Raw genomic sequence first — 16,657 nt, 5'->3', positions numbered from 1 at the left:
AGCGGTCAACTAAAATGACCGATGAAGCCGCTCCTTCATCGGTCGAGTGGATATACATACGTATAAAACGTCAGCGTTTGTCCTCCCCATTCCATCTGTCGTACCTCGCCGTCACGGATAAAACCGGCACCCCTTAATACGTGTTGGGACGCCACATTGTCGCTCGTCGTCTCGGCTCTCAATCGATTGAATCCAGGCAACTCGAACGTCAACAATTGTCGCAGGGCCGTCGTGGCATATCCGCGTCCCCCATGCTCCGCTCCGACCCGGTAACCGACCTCGCCAGTGTCGGCATCGGTATGATGAACGTTCAGACGCCCGACGATTGTGTCGTCGCGCCAAATCAAGTAATAGTACCCGTCCCCGTTCGTCTGCTCGCTCAATAGTTGCTGCAACGCCTGATGGAATGATTCCGGCTCATAGTAGGTATCGCCTCGGCTCGGAATGGAACGCTCGAAATACGTGCGATTCTCGCACTCGAACACATACAGCAACGCCTCATCTTGAAGACGTAACGCCTTTACGCTTACCCGATCCATGTGACGAGCGCCTCCCGCTGTCTCGACGCCTGGGCGAAGACACGTTTCAACTCATCGAACTGGTCCAATAAGTACTGTTTTTCCTCGAGTCCCCACTCCCGTTCAAATGGGTACAGTTCCTGCTCGTTCATCGTCGCGACGTCGTAGCGCGCTTCTAGCGCCTCCAGCTCGATGTATTGAAGTCGGGTCGACAAGTCCTCGACTTCTCCCGGCATCAAATAGGCGATGCCCGTCTCTTCGTCGATGACATCCCCTCCGAAGACTGCCTTCCCGAGCGAATGACGGTCGATCTCGTTCAAATCGGTCGCCCCGGTCAATAAAAAGTAAAGACCGTGCCACGCCTTATCGATATCGGTCTGTCGTTCCTCATCTTCTAACAGTTGCTCGAAACGCTTCGGCTCTTGAAGCAGTGCTGTCAACTCTTCGACCGATACCCGCATGTATGCGCCAACCATCCCCATGTCTGATTCCCCTCTCCAATTCATATGTCTGACTATTCGGCACGGTCATGAAAAAAACCTTCCGAAGAAGGTTTAGCGCATCGCTTCCGCGACACGGAGTCCTGAGACGTACGCGCTCTCGAACCGAGTCCGGCCTGAAGCGTCATCCGGCTCGAGGAAGACGTCACCGGCCAAGAAAATCGGCTCGTCCCGCAATCGATGGTAAGGCTCGTTCCAGACGTCGGTCGCCTGCGCATAGCGCCACCGTTTCAACTGCCTCGATTGAACCACCGCCGACCCTGTCACCGTTTGCAACAGGCGCTCAATCTCACGAAGCGTGTCTTCGTCCGCTCGTTCATACCACTCCTCGCTCCACGACTCGTCCATATAGACACTGACGAGTTCGGTCGCCGAGATGCCTTTTTGGCGGTTGTTGATGACTTTCAAGATACTCGGCGCCAAGTCTGTATCGAGAATCCCGTCCGGACCGATGGGAGTATCGCTTGCCAATTCGAACAAACCGACAAACGTCGGGGCGTACGTCAATTCACGTAACGCCGCATCGACTGGAAAATCTGCGAGCAAGTCGAGCGTCTGCGGGAGCGGCGACGTGATGAGGAGACAGTCATACTGTCGCGTCGTCACATCCGTCTTGACACTGACCTGACCATCTCGGGTCGTGACCGTCTCGACCCGCTCGTTCAAATGGACGGTCAACCCGTCGGCCAACCGTTTGGCCAAGGCGTTCATCCCATCGACGGCGACGTAGCGCGGATACGGGTCAGCGTACCAGACGTTCACCCACCCTCTCGTCTGCCAGTCGGCGACATCTTGTTTGAGTTCTTCCCCTCGTACGGTGAAATAGACAGCTCCGTGATCGGCTTTGCCGTCTCCGATCCGCCTCGTCGCCAAGCGTCCCCCAACGCTCCGACTCTTCTCAATCAATTCAACTGTATGGCCGTGACGCACAAGGTCGCGTGCTGCGACAATCCCGCTCAGTCCGGCACCAATAATACCGATGTTCATGTCCATTCCCCCTTCTGTCAGGAAGATTGTATCATGGCCGAGGACTCATACGCCGGAACCGATGCGCTTCACGCCGAGCGATCCCACTGCTCGTCATACTCGATACGCGCGTCTTCATACATGACGGCGAAACGGCTGACGATGAACGGGCGGATGAGTGCTAGTGCGACAAGGAAAATCCATGACCCGAGGATGACCAAGTCGAGTTGTATATAAAAAGTCAAACCGACTAGATACATCGGAACGAATGGCAAAATGAGTTTGAACGCATCCCACTTTCGTCCGCGCATCATCGTTCTCGATTTTGTGATTGCCTCTGTAGCAGACAGTTCTGGTTCGTCGCGTAAGATAAAGTATGTGAACGCATACGAGAAATACTTTATGATTCCTGGTACGACTAGCAACAATGTCCATAGTACTTGGAACAATATGACGAGAATTGTTGCGAGCAAATGTTTTCCATAGCGGTGACGAAACGGGTCGAACACATCACTCCAGCGAATCGGCTGATCTCGTACCGTCTTTAAGATGAGCCAGTTGTATCCGACGTTAACCGGATAAAGGGCGATATAAACTAAGATGCCACCTAAACTGAGCACGGTCAGCGGCAATGACTCCACCGTCAAACCGTAATAAGTCGGGTCTGCCATCAATCCCAATTCTAACATCACAGAGCAGGCGAACGACCAGATGAGTAATAGCCTTGCCTTTCCTTTTAACGCTTTGTGCGCCCGTTCATTCCATGTCTGAATCATCTTGTTTCCCCTTTTCGTTCTTCTTTCCTGTCTTATATGCAACGTGATGGAAAATGTTTCAAACTCCACAAAAAAACAGGGCGATCGCCCTGTCCATCACTCTTCCCGATATTCTAAAATGTCGCCCGGCTGACAGGCGAGCGCCTGACAGATTGCTTCGAGCGTCGAGAAACGAATCGCTTTCGCTTTGCCCGTCTTTAAGATCGACAAGTTTGCCATTGTGATACCGACTTTTTCAGACAGCTCGGTCACACTCATCTTTCGTTTCGCCAACATTACGTCAAGATTTACGATAATCGCCATCTATCTCACCTCAGACCGTCAAATCATTTTCTTGCTTCATGTCGATGGCACGCTTCAATAGTTTCTGTAACAGTTCCGCGAATACGGCGACGACGAACGCGGCAAACACAAAGACGAGCCCGATGAGAAGGAATCCAGGCGCATCATCTCGCTCGGCGAACCAGTAGAAGAACGGGAGCGTCCCGATATAAACGGCCGTGATCGCCAACGCACAATACTTGATCATGCGGAGTGATTGGACAGCCCGATACGAGAACCCTTCATCGCGGTCAATCAACCGTAGCAACATGAACGCTTGGAACAGCGCAATGAAGAACGGAATGGCCGATACGTACATGCCAATCACAATCGGGCGAATCGAGTCCTCAATCCAACTCCCGCTCTCGACCGCCTCGCGCCAAATGTACGGAAGCAAAAATAAGCAGGCCGCCACAATCGGGACAGCCAGAACGAATACGGCCAACCGTAAAAAAACCGTCTCTCGTTTCATGATGAAGCCACCTCACTTCGTTTGATAGCTTCATCATAACCTCACTTTTATCGTTTATCAATAAATAATCATCGTAAATGAATAAAAACCTCAGATTACTCTGAGGTTCATCCTTAGTTCATGGCTTCGAGTTCATCTTCTGTGACCCATTTATGGTTCGTGACGTCTTCCCCGTCGTTTGTGGTGAAGTCGACCATATACACCGTCGTCTGTTCGGCCGAATCAATCGTCGCCTCGGCGCCGTCCATCCCGTCCATGTGGTCCGTGGCCAGAGTGGCTTCGGTCCCTTCTTCTAACGGTGCCTCACCTGGATTGTCGAGTTCTTCATGGATGACCCACTTGTGATCTTCGACCGGGTCACCTCCATCCGTCGGGGTATAAGAAACCGAATAGACGGTCGTGTCATATGCACCGACGATTGTCGCTTCGGTGCCATCCATGCCCGGCATGTGGTCGGCCGTCATCATCGCGGTCGACCCGACCGGGAACGTCGGATCTGTCGCTTCACTTAACCCGCTCGGCACCTCTCCTGATCCCGAATGGTCCATCATCGAATGGTCCGAATGTTCTTCTGTCGAATCGCTCGTCTGTTCTTCCTCGGCATCCCCACAAGCTGCCAAAGTCGTCGCGAGCAACATCGCGCTCAAACCCGTCATCCATTTTTTCTGTCTCATCGAATCTCTCCCTTACGTCTTTATGTGTATACGTTACCCTGCTGCTAAGGTGATGAGACGTTTTTGAGACCGATACGATGATTTGTTATCGCTTTGACACATTAAAAGACCGCCTCGCGGCGATCTTTTAATTAATGCGCATGCTTCACATCCTCGAATAGTCCGAGCGCGAAACCGGCCACCGCTCCGATTGTCGTCACGATGAGCACGTAATTCAAATCGACCCCTTGCCAAAATTGGCCTTGCATCACGTTCGTGACTTCAATCAAAACGGTCAACACGAGTGCCGTGACGAAGCTGGCCAATAGGAAGAAGCTAAGTGCTTTCTTCCCGTACACGATGACACCGAGCATCGTACCGAAGGCCGTCGTCACCATAATCAAGAATGCCGTGTTTCCGTACGTGTCACCGAGTGATGGGAAGATGGCCGTGAACGTTTCGCCGACCGCAAACCCGAGCAAGATGGCGGCGACCATGCCAATCGTGCTCAATCCGACATTTCGAATCAAGTGTTCACGGTGACCGAGCAATAAGAACAACAGGACGCTGCCGACGACACCGGTGAGGAACGTGACGAGCACACCGGTTTCAATAAAGAGACTGAAGAGGAAACTGCTGAGCAGGAACGACCCTAAACCGATCAACAACCCGATTGCCCAATGCGTCCGGTGACCTCCATGAACAATATTCATGATGTTCATCCCCTTTATATGCTCTACTATCCTATTGACCACTTTTCTAATAATCAAACGAGTTCTATCATTTAATATGGCACTTGACTGTAGAATTCCTCACATCGTCACACAAAGACCGCCCCCGAACGAATCACGGGACGGTCTTTGCCTCAATGGTGCTTGATTTTTCTCAAGAAAACCAACATCGGGAGGAGCAAGAGCGCCGCTGCCCCGAGCCCTCCTTGAATCGACGTGTACAGGGCGAGCAGTCCAATCAACGGTCCCCCGGCGACTTGACCGAACGCGTCGACCTGACCGAACATCGACAAAATCGTCGGCCCGGCCTTTCGACGGGAGCCGCTCGTTCGTCATGACGCTCATAAGCGGGTAGTGCACGTTGCGCAGTGCCGCAATCGTCCAATACAGCAACACGGCCACCCAAAACTGTCCGACCAAAGCGAAAGCAAGCATCGCAACGATGAGCAACACGTTGAACCAAAACAAGGTCGTCGCATAGCGTCCTTTGACGTATAGCTCGACACCTTTCAACACCAGCATGTTGAATAGAAACGCGACGGCATAGAACAAGCCGAACCAATACACGGCCGCCTGTTCCGACAACTGGAACGTCTCAATCAAATGCGCACCCCATAACCGGTCGAATCCTTCACTAGCGAGACCCCAGACGAGCGTGATGGCAGCCAAGCCGACGAGAATCGAATTGCCACGGATATGGGTGTATCCGTCCCGAACCGTCCGTTTTGCTTGCACGAGGTTCGAGGTATCGGCCCGCGTGATCGGTTCGAACCGCGTCTCTGGCAAGACGCGCCATGCGATGATCGCGAGCATGACCAACATCCCACCGGCGAGCACGATTGTCGTTTGGACGGACGTGACTTCGGCGAGGAGCACGGCAAGCCCAATTCCGACGAAGCGGCCGAGCGAACTATATTGAGCGCCTCGCAAAAACACTTGTTCTAACCCGTCATTCCCCATCTCATCGGCAATCCATGCCTGTTCGGCCCCGCTGATGAACGTCCAGCCGATACCCCATAGCGCTGACGCGACCGCGATGGCCCAAAATTCAGGGATGCCCCCTTCTAGCAAATGGGCCAATCCAATCAAACCGATGCCGATGACCATTGACCGCTTCCGCCCATATAAATCGGCGACGAGACCGGTGGCCAGCTCGAATAGTAAAATCGATACTTCTAAAATCGTTCCAATCAAGACGAGTTGTAACGCATTCAACTCGGCGGTCGTCACATAATAGATGGCGTTCAACGTGAACACCATCTGTATGATGAGCGAGCGCGAACTCGTGACCGCATAGTAAAGCTGTTGAATCTTCAATTGTATGGTTCCTCCGATAGTTTGTTCCGATACAGTGAATCATCGGAGGAGGTGGCCAACTTATGAACGCACGTCCTCCGGCAGGATGAATGTGTTAACTAGTTGGATTCGCATGGCGTTCTCTCCTTAGTCGTTATACCTTCAGTATACAAGCCGGTTCGCATGACGTAAATCACAACAAAAAAAGCCAAGATCCCGAAAGATCTTGGCCTACCGTTTATTCGACTGTGACTGATTTCGCCAAGTTACGTGGCTTGTCGACATCGCAATCACGCGCAAGTGCCGCGTAATAAGAGATGAGTTGAAGCGGTAATACCGTCACGAGCGGCGTGAGCAGTGGCTCGACACGCGGCAAGACGAATGAATCACTCTCGTGTTCCATGCCTTCCATCGAGATCGTGCAAGCAACGGCGCCACGGGCGACAACTTCCTTGATGTTTCCACGGATGTTGAGGTGCGTGTTCGGTTGCGAGACGAGCGTGATGACCGGTGTGCCGTCTTCGATCAAGGCGATCGGTCCGTGCTTGAGCTCACCACCTGGGTAGCCTTCTGCTTGGATATACGAGATCTCTTTGAGCTTGAGGGCACCTTCGAGACCGACGTATGAGTCCATGCCGCGACCGAGGAAGAACGCGTTGCGTGACTCTTTCAAGAACTTGTCTGCCAATTGCTCAAAGATTTCTTTTTGAGCCATGACCGAGTCCATGATCGTTGCGACACGCGCGAGCTCTGTCATGAGGTCAAACGGAAGCTTTTTGCCGTTCGCACGAGCGATGTCGTAGGCGAGGATGGCGAGCACGGCGATTTGGGCCGTGTATGCTTTCGTCGATGCGACCGCGATCTCCGGACCGGCGTGGAGGAGCATCGTTTCGTTCGCTTCACGTGAGAGCGTCGAACCGGCAACGTTCGTGAGTGTGAGCGCCTTGTAACCGCGCTTCTTCACTTCGACGAGGACGGCCCGGCTGTCCGCTGTCTCACCTGATTGTGAGATGAAGAGGAACAACGGCTTCTCCGTGAGGAGCGGCATGTTGTAACCGAATTCTGAAGCGACGTGCACTTCTGTCGGCACACCCGCGACGCGCTCAATCAATTGCTTGCCGACGAGACCGGCATGGTAGCTCGTACCGCAAGCGACGATATAGATGCGGTCGGCTTCCGAGACGAGCGAGCGCACGCCTTCCGTGAGCTCGATGTCACCGTTCTCGTTCTGGTAGTGCTGGATGATGTTGCGGATGACGGCCGGCTGCTCGTCCATCTCTTTCAACATGTAGTGCGCGTACGTGCCCTTCTCGATGTCTGACGCATCGATCTCGGCCGTGTACGGGGCACGCTCGAGGACGTCACCGTCGAGTGTCTTGATCGTCGCTGATTCGCGCGTCAAGATGACGATCTCGCCGTCGTGGAGCTCGAGGTACTGGTCCGTCACCTGGAGCATCGCCATCGCGTCAGACGCCACGACGTTGAACGTGCCGTCCCCGAGTCCGACGAGGAGTGGTGACTTGTTCTTGCCGATATAGAGGCGTCCTTTGTCCTCCGAGTCGATCATCGCGATCGCGTACGAGCCGTGGAGCTCAGCCAACGTCTTGCGGAACGCTGCCTCGACGTCGCCGAGTTCGACGAAGTTCTTCTCCATGAGCTGGACGATGACTTCCGTGTCCGTCTCCGAGAGGAACGGCACGTCGAGTGTCGCCTTGATCTGTTCGTCGTTCTCGATGACACCGTTGTGGACGAGCGTGAAGCGGCCCGTCGTGCTCTGGTGCGGGTGGGCGTTCGGCACGCTCGGCACCCCATGTGTTGCCCATCGTGTGTGGCCGATTCCAATCGTGCCATCTACTTCTGCTGGGACGACTTCGCGTAGCGCAGCAATCCGGCCGACTTCTTTATGCACGTTCACGTTATCATGCATCAAAGCAAGACCTGCCGAGTCGTAACCGCGGTACTCGAGTTTTTCAAGACCTTTGAGAAGGATTTCCTTCGCTCCGGTATTCCCAATCATTCCTACAATTCCACACATACAAAAATCTCCTCTATATTCGATTTCTCGAAAAAGGAAACGGGCTTTTTCTAAGAGCTGTCAACGCGCTCCCCTTTGGCCGTCCGGTCGCCCGGGCGTTTTGAGGGTTTGCTTGTAGTCGTGACAGGCGACTAGGAGGCATCCGCCGAAAACTCGATAACCTCCAACCTCGTCAACTCCGAAGAGTTCTGGCGCTTGTTTCGTACTGGGTGTCCTTCCGTTTCTAAGGTCACGCTCTTAATAGTACAAATCACACCTCCATTCGTCAAGAAAATCACATAATTTCACAGTGACAAAACGGAAACAAAAAGGGAACCCGAGGACGGATTCCCTTGTTTTATTCCCTATTTCGACAGAATTATCCTTCTAAGCCGTAATCTTCGCGGACAACTTGTGCGATTCGTTCGACATAACGATCACATTCTTCCGAAGTCGGCGCTTCCGCCATGACGCGTACGAGCGGCTCCGTACCAGAGGCTCGAACGAGGATGCGACCGTTGCCGTTCATTTCTGCTTCGGCTTCTTGAATCGTCGCGAGCACACGGTCGCCGTTCATCGCCTCATTCTTGTCCGTGACACGAATGTTGACGAGTTTTTGTGGGTAGACCGGCATCTCAGCCGCGAGTTCTGACAGCTTGCGGCCTGTCGTCTTCACGATTTGCGCGAGTTGGACACCAGAGAGCATGCCGTCTCCCGTCGTCGAGTGATCGAGGAAGATCAAGTGACCTGACTGCTCGCCACCGAGCGTATAGTTGTGCTTCTTCATCTCTTCGACGACATAACGGTCACCGACCGCCGTCTGGAGCGCCGTCATGCCTGCATCTTCAACGGCTTTATGGAAACCAAGGTTACTCATGACCGTCGCGACAATCGTATTGTCTTTGAGTCGGCCTTTCTCGCTCAAGTACTTCCCGCAGATGTACATGATTTTATCGCCGTCGACGATATCGCCGTTCTCATCAATCGCAATCAAGCGGTCGCCGTCGCCGTCAAAAGCGAGACCCATGTCCGCTCCTTTTTCACGAACGAACTGTGCCAAGTGCTCAGGGTGAGTCGAACCGACACCTTCGTTAATGTTCAACCCGTTCGGCGAGTTCCCGATGGTCGAGACGTTCGCCTCGAGGTCAGCAAACAGACGGGCTGCCAATCCGCTCGTTGCACCGTGAGCGCAGTCGAGGGCGATATGGAGACCGTCGAAATCTTCGTCGACCGTCTGTTTTAATAGTTGAAGGTATTTTTGAGCACCTTCATAGTAATCCGAGACGAAGCCGAGGTCTTTTCCGACTGGGCGTGGCAACGTGTCTTCTGCCGCATCCAAAATCGCTTCGATTTCCGCTTCTGTCGCGTCGTCAAGCTTGAAACCGTCGCTACCGAAGAATTTGATGCCGTTATCCGCTACCGGATTGTGCGACGCTGAAATCATGACACCGGCTGTCGCATCAAGCGATTTCGTCAAATAGGCGACACCTGGCGTCGAGATGACGCCAAGACGCATCACTTCGGCCCCGATCGACAAGAGACCCGCGATAAGCGCGCCTTCAAGCATGTGGCCTGAAATCCGCGTGTCACGGCCAATCAAGACTTTCGGCTGTTCGCCGGCTGGCAAGTGCTTCGATAATACGTATCCGCCCGCACGACCTAAACGATATGCTAATTCTGCTGTCAATTCTGAGTTCGCGACACCGCGGACTCCATCAGTTCCAAAATATTTACCCATGAATTCAATTCCTCACTTTTGTATGATTGAAAGCCTCATTGAATCGAGGACGTTTCGGTTTCTTCATCAACACTCGTCAACTCGATGTCGATTGTTTTCGGCGAGACGATGGTCACACCTTTTGGTACTTCATAATCGACATCGACCCCATGTAGTCCGCTCGGGAGACCTGTCAAATCCAAGGTCACACTCACACTGTTCGAAGTGATGCTTTCTAACAGGGATCGCTTCCCGGACAACGTCACTCCAATCACTTCAGGAGCTTTGAGCGTAAAATTGGTCCGGTCATACCCTCGCACGGTCACAGGGACTGTCAAGCGGACCCGTTCCGTCAATTCGCCCGTGTCGTCCCGTGTCTCATCTGCAGCCCGGACGAGCAATTGGACTTCTACTTGCTTCGTCTCAAGCGATGAGGCGCCTTCCGGCACGGCGAGCGTAGCGGTCACTTTTCCGGTCTTGTCGATGCCGTCCAAATCGATTGGCTCCGTTTCCACGGTGTCAATCGCGTCAAGCACGTCTTGTGGCGCAAAGACACGAACTTCCGTCTCTTCAAGCAATGTATCGACAAGCCTGTAATCGTCGGCCACCGCTCCGGCCGTGACTGCTTCAATCGGGAAGACGGCGCTCTGTTCGTAGACCGGGACCGTCACGCTGATGATATTCGGTTCGACCGTCACGTTGAGCGGGTTGCCGTTCGCATCTAAAATCGTCGGCGTCAGTTCTCGTGTGAACGTTTGACTTTGATTGGCGACATCGACGTTCAACGTGATCTCTTTGACGCTTTGAATCCGACTCGCACCACCCGAGACTTTTACTGTCGCCGGTTCGATTTCGGCGTCACCGACCACTTTCCCTTCCGGCAACTGATCTTTGTTTAAGAGGTTGACGGATACCGGGACTTCGATTGTCTGTTTGCGGTCGATATAGATTTCTACCGTATCCCGTTCGAGCTTGACGTTGACGTCTCCGCCAAAGCCGCGTGCCTCGACCGGAACACGATGAAATCCAGTCCCGAGATTCGTTAAATCGACGAAGACTTGATAATCTTTCACCAGTTTCGTCATCGTTAAACTGCTAGATGGTCCTTGCAGTTCAACGTTCATTTCTTCCGGAACGTTATAAGCCACATACTGCACCTCGTCGAAGAACACTTCGACCGGGACGTCGAGCGACATCGAACTTTGTCCGACGATCGGGAGGGCATTCGTGGAGTTGGTCGACGAACTCGTCTCGGCGACCATGAAATAAAGCAGGATGGCTAAAGCAAGTGCGATGATGCGGAGAAACCATTTATGTTGTAACCACTGATCAATCACTTACTTGTCCCCCCCTTTTTTATTAAAGAACGAGAGCGTCGTCTCTTTTTCTTCAATAACGAGTTCTTGGATCAATTTATTGCGAAGTGCCTCCTCATCCAACTCTCGATACAGACGACCGGCAATCGCGAGCGACACGGCACCTGTTTCTTCAGAGACGGTGAGGGTCACGCTGTCGGTCACTTCACTGACCCCGATGGCGGCCCTGTGTCGTGTCCCTAACGCTTTATCGATGTGCGGGCTCTCGGACAACGGCAAATAACAAGCCGCAGCCGCAATTTTCCCGTCTTGGATAATCATCGCCCCATCGTGCAACGGGGTGTTCGGAATGAACAGGTTGATGATTAGTTGTGATGTGATATGCGAATCCATGCGAATCCCGGTCTCGACGTACTCATTCAAGCCCGTATCACGTTCAATCGCAATCAACGCGCCGATGCGACGTTTTGACATATATTGCGCCGAACTGACGATCGCTTCAATCATTTGACGTTGCTTATCTTCATCGCTCGTGCTCGTCCGGCCAAACAAATTGCTCGTTCGTCCTAAATGCTCGAGTCCTCGTCGAAGTTCTGGTTGGAAGATGATAATGATTCCGAGCAGTCCGTATGTGATGATTTGATTCAATAAGAACTGTAACGTCTTCAATCCAAAGAACCCACTGAGGAACCAGCTGACAAGGATGATGGAAATCCCTTTAATCAACTGGACCGCTTTTGTCCCACGTACAATCATCATCAATTTATAGATGACATACGTGACGACGACAATATCTAAAACGTCATTCAAATAATCGTACCAATGTACGTTCTCTGAAAGACTAAAAAATGATAAGAATGATACCTGTTCAAGTAGCGGCAAATGCTCCCCTCCTCAACTACCTAGCCAATTCGTGCAAATTACATTATATCACATTTCCGAAACCGCGCATCGCCAGACGATAAAACGAAACCAGATTGAAACGAACACAAAAAGACGCCGTCTCCGGCGTCTCCGTTAGAAGATTTGTTTGAACGAATACCACATCCACTCAAACATCCGATCGATTTGCTCGATTTCTCCTGTGACTTCTCCAGCGCTAGCCAGATAAGCCCGACCATTTACAGCCGTCGCGTTCCCGTTGACCGTCCCTTCAATTCGAAGGTCACCGCCTTGGACCGTGATATCCCGCTCGACGGTAACGCCTTCTGGGATGACGACCTCATTCGACGTGACAACGATGCCCGGCACTTTCGTGTACGTCATCGTCTCCGTCGACTCGTTCCATAGCCCGAGTGTCGCGCTCGACATCAAACTAAAGAAGAGAGCGGCAGCCATCAGTCCTGGATGCTTGCGGAACCATGTCATCCCTTTGGATTGTGGTTTCCGTTTCTTCCGGACTTTTTCTTCAAATCGAGTCACCGGTGTGACCTCTACCCGTGCTTTCGCTTCCGGCAAGGACGCCATGACACGGGCTGTAAAATCATCGGATAGTTTAGGCCGTGGTAAGGCCTTCAGTTCGGCATCTATTCGTTCGTATTGAAGGTACGTTTCATATAAGTCGTCGTCCTCCAACAAATGACGTAGTTCGTCAGATTCTTCGGGCAGGATGCCATCTTCCAAATATTGTTGTACTTTTTCTTCAGGAGTCAATTGAACCCCTCCCTGTTTTGAAAGATTGTCTTTAACATTTCTCTTCCCCGGAAGATCCTTGTTTTAACCGTAGCGACCGGCATATCGATCATGACGCTGATTTCTTTAAGCGATAAATCATCCACGTACTTCAGCAGGAGCGGGATCCGATACTTATCGGGCAACTGCTTGATCGCTTCATGCATCTCGCCTCGAATTTCGCGATGAACGACTTGGGCATCGGGTTGGGGTGCTTCATCAGCCAAATGGTCCTGATAGGTCAAGCCGTCGGTGCCCGCAATCTCGGCATCCATCGAATATTCCGGCTTTCGCTTTCTGAGACGATCGATTGCGACGTTCGTCGCAATGCGATAGAGCCACGTCTTGAACTTGTACTGCGGATCGTACGTATCAATTCGGGTATACGCCCGAATGAACGTCTCCTGGGCAGCATCTTCTGCTTCGCCACGATCATACAATATCTTATAAGCGACAGCAAAGACACCATCCTTGTACAGTTCTACCAGCTCAGCAAACGAATCATGATTCCCCGACCTCAATTCGTCTACTAAACGGGTGGTCAGCCGTTCCATCAATCCACTTCCCCTCTCCGCAACCTATGCGGTCATCTTTCTATACGAATCGTTTTCTATGTAGGTTTCAAAAATATCGCGACAACAAAAAAAGTTTCCAAGTCCATTGTAGCAAAGGGACTTGGAAACTGTAAGGTCATCAGACAGTTTCACTTTCCAATAACAGGTTTTCTTTGGATTTCAAAATCGTCTCGCACAGTTCAAACGCCAACTGGGCCGTCGTATCATCATGGTCAAGCGATGGATTCAATTCAACCAGCTCAATTGCAATCAAATCGTCTGCCTTCATCGCTTCGGCCAAGATCGCTTTTCCTTCCGCGGCCGTCAGACCTTGATCGACCGGCGTGCCCGTACCTGGCACAAGTTTCGCGTCCAAGCTGTCCATGTCGAAACTCAGATAGAAACGATCGACACGTGCGCGCAAATAAGTGAGTGCTTCTTCCATCATAACGTCGACACCTCGCGTCCGAATTTCTTCGACCGTGATCACTTTTATGCCTAGACGATTGATCTCTCGAATCTCACCTTCATCGATGTCTCGAAGCGCCATATAGACCAAGTGTTCAGGCGCGAGTTTTGGTTCACGTCCGCCGACTTCCGTCAAACGGATATCTCCCATCCCCATCGCCGCAGCAAGCGGCATACCGTGAATATTACCCGATGGAGACGTTTCACCTGTATTTAAATCAGCATGCGCATCGACCCAAATCACACCGTACGGGCCTGTTTTGGCAAGACCCGCAAGCGTCCCGATCGCCATACTGTGATCTCCCCCAACGATTAACGGGAATCGTTTCGCCTGTACTTCCGCATCGACGACTTCTGCCAGTTCTTGAACCGTGTATAATACCCCATCCACTCGTTTCAAGTGCTCTTCACTGTTGATCAGCTCAGATTCAGGTAACACCCGAATCGTATGTTGCTTCGTTGTTGCCGGCAATAAGGTCTCCAACCCAAGTGTTCGTAGCTTTGATGGACCTTGCTCTACGCCATGTTTCCCCTGTCCATAGCGAAGCGGTACTTCAATATATGACCAATTCATCCCCATTCCCCCTTGAACGTTTAATACCTTCATTGTAAACGCTACCAAACATGTGGTTCAACTTCACACAATGATGAATAAACATACAAAAAGGCAGCCTGAATGGTGGCAGGCTGCCTTTCTCTGTACTCTCAAGTGAATGGTTCATGGATTTAGGCAAAAAAAAACTTAAGTCGTAAGTAACTTAAGAAAAAAACAAATGGTGGAGCCTAGCGGGATCGAACCGCTGACCTCCTGCGTGCAAGGCAGGCGCTCTCCCAGCTGAGCTAAGGCCCCTTTAAAGGGAATAATATGGAGCGGAAGACGGGATTCGAACCCGCGACCCCGACCTTGGCAAGGTCGTATTCTACCACTGAACTACTTCCGCATAAAAAATGAGCCATGCAGGGCTCGAACCTGCGACCCTCTGATTAAAAGTCAGATGCTCTACCAACTGAGCTAATGGCTCAAACCTGGTGGGGGGGGGCGGATTCGAACCGCCGAACCCGAGGGAGCGGATTTACAGTCCGCCGCGTTTAGCCACTTCGCTACCCCCCCAAGGAGTGCCGGCGAAAGGATTCGAACCCTCGACCCTCTGATTACAAGTCAGATGCTCTACCAACTGAGCTACACCGGCATATATGGTTTGATTGGTTAAAATTAAATGGTGGAGGATGACGGGATCGAACCGCCGACCCCCTGCTTGTAAGGCAGGTGCTCTCCCAGCTGAGCTAATCCTCCAAATGGTGACCCGTACGGGATTCGAACCCGTGTTACCGCCGTGAAAGGGCGGTGTCTTAACCGCTTGACCAACGGGCCTTAATATGGCTCCGCAAGTAGGATTTGAACCTACGACCTACCGGTTAACAGCCGGTTGCTCTACCACTGAGCTATTGCGGAACGATCTTGCCTGGCAGCGTCCTATCCTCACAGGGGGAGACCCCCAACTACTTTCGGCGCTGAAGCGCTTAACTTCCGTGTTCGGCATGGGAACGGGTGTGGCCGCTTCGCTATCGCCACCAGACAAAAGAATATTAACACCGCCCTGGGGGCGTGTCAATACGTTTCAAGGGTTGTTCCCTGAAAACTGAAGACTCATCAATTCATACAAACCGTTAGACTAGATCAAAGCCTCGACCGATTAGTATCATTCAGCTCCACACGTCGCCGTGCTTCCACCCATGACCTATCTACCTCATCGTCTCTGAGGGGTCTTTCTTGATTGCTCAAAGGGAAATCTCATCTCGGAGGGGGCTTCATGCTTAGATGCTTTCAGCACTTATCCCGTCCGCACGTAGCTACCCAGCGATGCTCCTGGCGGAACAACTGGTACACCAGCGGTGCGTCCATCCCGGTCCTCTCGTACTAAGGACAGCTCTCCTCAAATTTCCTGCGCCCACGACGGATAGGGACCGAACTGTCTCACGACGTTCTGAACCCAGCTCGCGTACCGCTTTAATGGGCGAACAGCCCAACCCTTGGGACCTACTCCAGCCCCAGGATGCGATGAGCCGACATCGAGGTGCCAAACCTCCCCGTCGATGTGGACTCTTGGGGGAGATCAGCCTGTTATCCCCAGGGTAGCTTTTATCCGTTGAGCGATGGCCCTTCCATGCGGAACCACCGGATCACTAAGCCCGACTTTCGTCCCTGCTCGACTTGTAGGTCTCGCAGTCAAGCTCCCTTCTGCCTTTGCACTCTTCGAATGATTTCCAACCATTCTGAGGGAACCTTTGGGCGCCTCCGTTACTGTTTAGGAGGCGACCGCCCCAGTCAAACTACCCACCTGACACGGTCCTCCAGCCGGATCACGGCTGCGAGTTAGAGACTCTATACGCAAAGGGTGGTATCCCAAGGGTGTCTCCACCGAAGCTGGCGCTCCGGCTTCACAAACTCCCACCTATCCTGTACATCGCGTACAAAGCCTCAATATCAGGCTGTAGTAAAGCTCCATGGGGTCTTTCCGTCCTGTCGCGGGTAACCTGCATCTTCACAGGTACTATGATTTCACCGGGTCTCTCGTTGAGACAGTGCCCAAATCGTTACGCCTTTCGTGCGGGTCGGAACTTACCCGACAAGGAATTTCGCTACCTTAGGACCGTTATAGTTACGGCCGCCGTTTACTGGGGCT

General features: G+C 52.4%; 16 protein-coding genes, 8 tRNA genes and 2 rRNA genes (1 of these 26 only partly in view). All 26 read right to left on the bottom strand.

The features are described from left to right. Positions 1 to 35: 35 nt before the first annotated feature. On the bottom strand, positions 36 to 539 hold the full coding sequence (locus tag NMQ00_RS00970; RefSeq protein ID WP_214709100.1) for a GNAT family N-acetyltransferase: 504 nt from the start codon (positions 537 to 539) through the stop codon (positions 36 to 38). Beyond that, positions 527 to 1,000, bottom strand: a complete 474-nt coding sequence (locus NMQ00_RS00965) for a YfbM family protein (protein ID WP_255177525.1) — start codon at positions 998 to 1,000, stop codon at positions 527 to 529. The genes NMQ00_RS00970 and NMQ00_RS00965 overlap by 13 nt, the downstream gene beginning before the upstream one ends. A 72-nt stretch (positions 1,001 to 1,072) precedes the next feature. Next, a complete protein-coding gene (locus tag NMQ00_RS00960) occupies positions 1,073 to 2,005 on the bottom strand; it encodes an NAD(P)/FAD-dependent oxidoreductase (protein ID WP_255177524.1) in 933 nt (310 codons plus the stop codon). A 68-nt stretch (positions 2,006 to 2,073) separates the two neighbouring features. Further along, positions 2,074 to 2,760, bottom strand: a complete 687-nt coding sequence (locus tag NMQ00_RS00955; protein ID WP_255177523.1) for a DUF975 family protein — start codon at positions 2,758 to 2,760, stop codon at positions 2,074 to 2,076. Between the two features lie 96 nt (positions 2,761 to 2,856). Further along, positions 2,857 to 3,063: a helix-turn-helix domain-containing protein gene (locus tag NMQ00_RS00950; RefSeq protein ID WP_255177522.1), complete on the bottom strand. Its 207-nt coding sequence runs from the start codon at positions 3,061 to 3,063 to the stop codon at positions 2,857 to 2,859. A 10-nt stretch (positions 3,064 to 3,073) separates the two neighbouring features. Then, positions 3,074 to 3,553, bottom strand: a complete 480-nt coding sequence (locus NMQ00_RS00945; RefSeq protein WP_255177521.1) for a DUF2975 domain-containing protein — start codon at positions 3,551 to 3,553, stop codon at positions 3,074 to 3,076. Between the two features lie 113 nt (positions 3,554 to 3,666). Next, positions 3,667 to 4,227, bottom strand: coding sequence for a YdhK family protein (locus NMQ00_RS00940; protein WP_034779749.1), 561 nt, complete (start codon positions 4,225 to 4,227; stop codon positions 3,667 to 3,669). 131 nt (positions 4,228 to 4,358) lie between these two features. Next, positions 4,359 to 4,919, bottom strand: a complete 561-nt coding sequence (locus tag NMQ00_RS00935; protein ID WP_215189200.1) for a hypothetical protein — start codon at positions 4,917 to 4,919, stop codon at positions 4,359 to 4,361. 99 nt (positions 4,920 to 5,018) lie between these two features. Beyond that, positions 5,019 to 6,254 carry an MFS transporter gene (locus NMQ00_RS00930; RefSeq protein ID WP_255177520.1) on the bottom strand — a complete coding sequence of 412 codons (1,236 nt, stop codon included), beginning with the start codon at positions 6,252 to 6,254 and terminating at the stop codon, positions 5,019 to 5,021. Positions 6,255 to 6,471: 217 nt separating this feature from the next. Further along, entirely contained in the window at positions 6,472 to 8,268 is a 1,797-nt protein-coding gene (glmS, locus tag NMQ00_RS00925) for a glutamine--fructose-6-phosphate transaminase (isomerizing) (RefSeq protein WP_255177519.1), read from the bottom strand. 358 nt (positions 8,269 to 8,626) lie between these two features. Next, on the bottom strand, positions 8,627 to 9,985 hold the full coding sequence (glmM, locus tag NMQ00_RS00920; RefSeq protein ID WP_255177518.1) for a phosphoglucosamine mutase: 1,359 nt from the start codon (positions 9,983 to 9,985) through the stop codon (positions 8,627 to 8,629). Between the two features lie 35 nt (positions 9,986 to 10,020). Further along, complete coding sequence (locus tag NMQ00_RS00915; protein ID WP_255177517.1) at positions 10,021 to 11,301, bottom strand: CdaR family protein; 1,281 nt, start codon at positions 11,299 to 11,301, stop codon at positions 10,021 to 10,023. Further along, positions 11,302 to 12,162: a diadenylate cyclase CdaA gene (gene cdaA, locus NMQ00_RS00910; RefSeq protein ID WP_138858570.1), complete on the bottom strand. Its 861-nt coding sequence runs from the start codon at positions 12,160 to 12,162 to the stop codon at positions 11,302 to 11,304. Positions 12,163 to 12,297: 135 nt separating this feature from the next. Then, a complete protein-coding gene (locus NMQ00_RS00905) occupies positions 12,298 to 12,933 on the bottom strand; it encodes an anti-sigma factor (protein ID WP_255177516.1) in 636 nt (211 codons plus the stop codon). Continuing rightward, the gene (gene sigW, locus NMQ00_RS00900; RefSeq protein WP_034779769.1) at positions 12,930 to 13,505 is read right to left on the bottom strand and encodes an RNA polymerase sigma factor SigW; all 576 of its coding nucleotides are present in this window, start codon (positions 13,503 to 13,505) and stop codon (positions 12,930 to 12,932) included. The genes NMQ00_RS00905 and sigW overlap by 4 nt, the downstream gene beginning before the upstream one ends. A 139-nt stretch (positions 13,506 to 13,644) precedes the next feature. Next, positions 13,645 to 14,547 (bottom strand): arginase, encoded by a 903-nt coding sequence (rocF, locus tag NMQ00_RS00895; protein ID WP_255177515.1) that lies wholly within the window; start codon positions 14,545 to 14,547, stop codon positions 13,645 to 13,647. A 200-nt stretch (positions 14,548 to 14,747) separates the two neighbouring features. Continuing rightward, a tRNA-Ala gene (locus tag NMQ00_RS00890) sits at positions 14,748 to 14,823 on the bottom strand. A gap of 16 nt (positions 14,824 to 14,839) precedes the next feature. Further along, positions 14,840 to 14,914: transfer RNA gene (locus NMQ00_RS00885), tRNA-Gly, on the bottom strand. 8 nt (positions 14,915 to 14,922) lie between these two features. Beyond that, positions 14,923 to 14,995 (bottom strand) — tRNA-Lys (locus tag NMQ00_RS00880). A 5-nt stretch (positions 14,996 to 15,000) separates the two neighbouring features. Beyond that, a tRNA-Tyr gene (locus tag NMQ00_RS00875) sits at positions 15,001 to 15,084 on the bottom strand. 6 nt (positions 15,085 to 15,090) lie between these two features. Further along, positions 15,091 to 15,163 (bottom strand) — tRNA-Thr (locus tag NMQ00_RS00870). 28 nt (positions 15,164 to 15,191) lie between these two features. Continuing rightward, positions 15,192 to 15,267: transfer RNA gene (locus NMQ00_RS00865), tRNA-Val, on the bottom strand. 3 nt (positions 15,268 to 15,270) lie between these two features. Continuing rightward, a tRNA-Glu gene (locus NMQ00_RS00860) sits at positions 15,271 to 15,345 on the bottom strand. Positions 15,346 to 15,351: 6 nt separating this feature from the next. Then, positions 15,352 to 15,426: transfer RNA gene (locus NMQ00_RS00855), tRNA-Asn, on the bottom strand. 8 nt (positions 15,427 to 15,434) lie between these two features. Then, positions 15,435 to 15,550: ribosomal RNA gene (gene rrf / locus NMQ00_RS00850) — 5S ribosomal RNA — on the bottom strand. A 97-nt stretch (positions 15,551 to 15,647) separates the two neighbouring features. Continuing rightward, positions 15,648 to 16,657: ribosomal RNA gene (locus tag NMQ00_RS00845) — 23S ribosomal RNA — on the bottom strand; it runs 1,904 nt beyond the window's last position.

The organism is Exiguobacterium aurantiacum (assembly GCF_024362205.1).
Lineage (GTDB): Bacteria > Bacillota > Bacilli > Exiguobacteriales > Exiguobacteriaceae > Exiguobacterium > Exiguobacterium aurantiacum_B.
The sequence above is the reverse complement of the archived record's forward strand: the minus strand, read 5'-3'. Positions and strand labels throughout refer to the sequence as shown.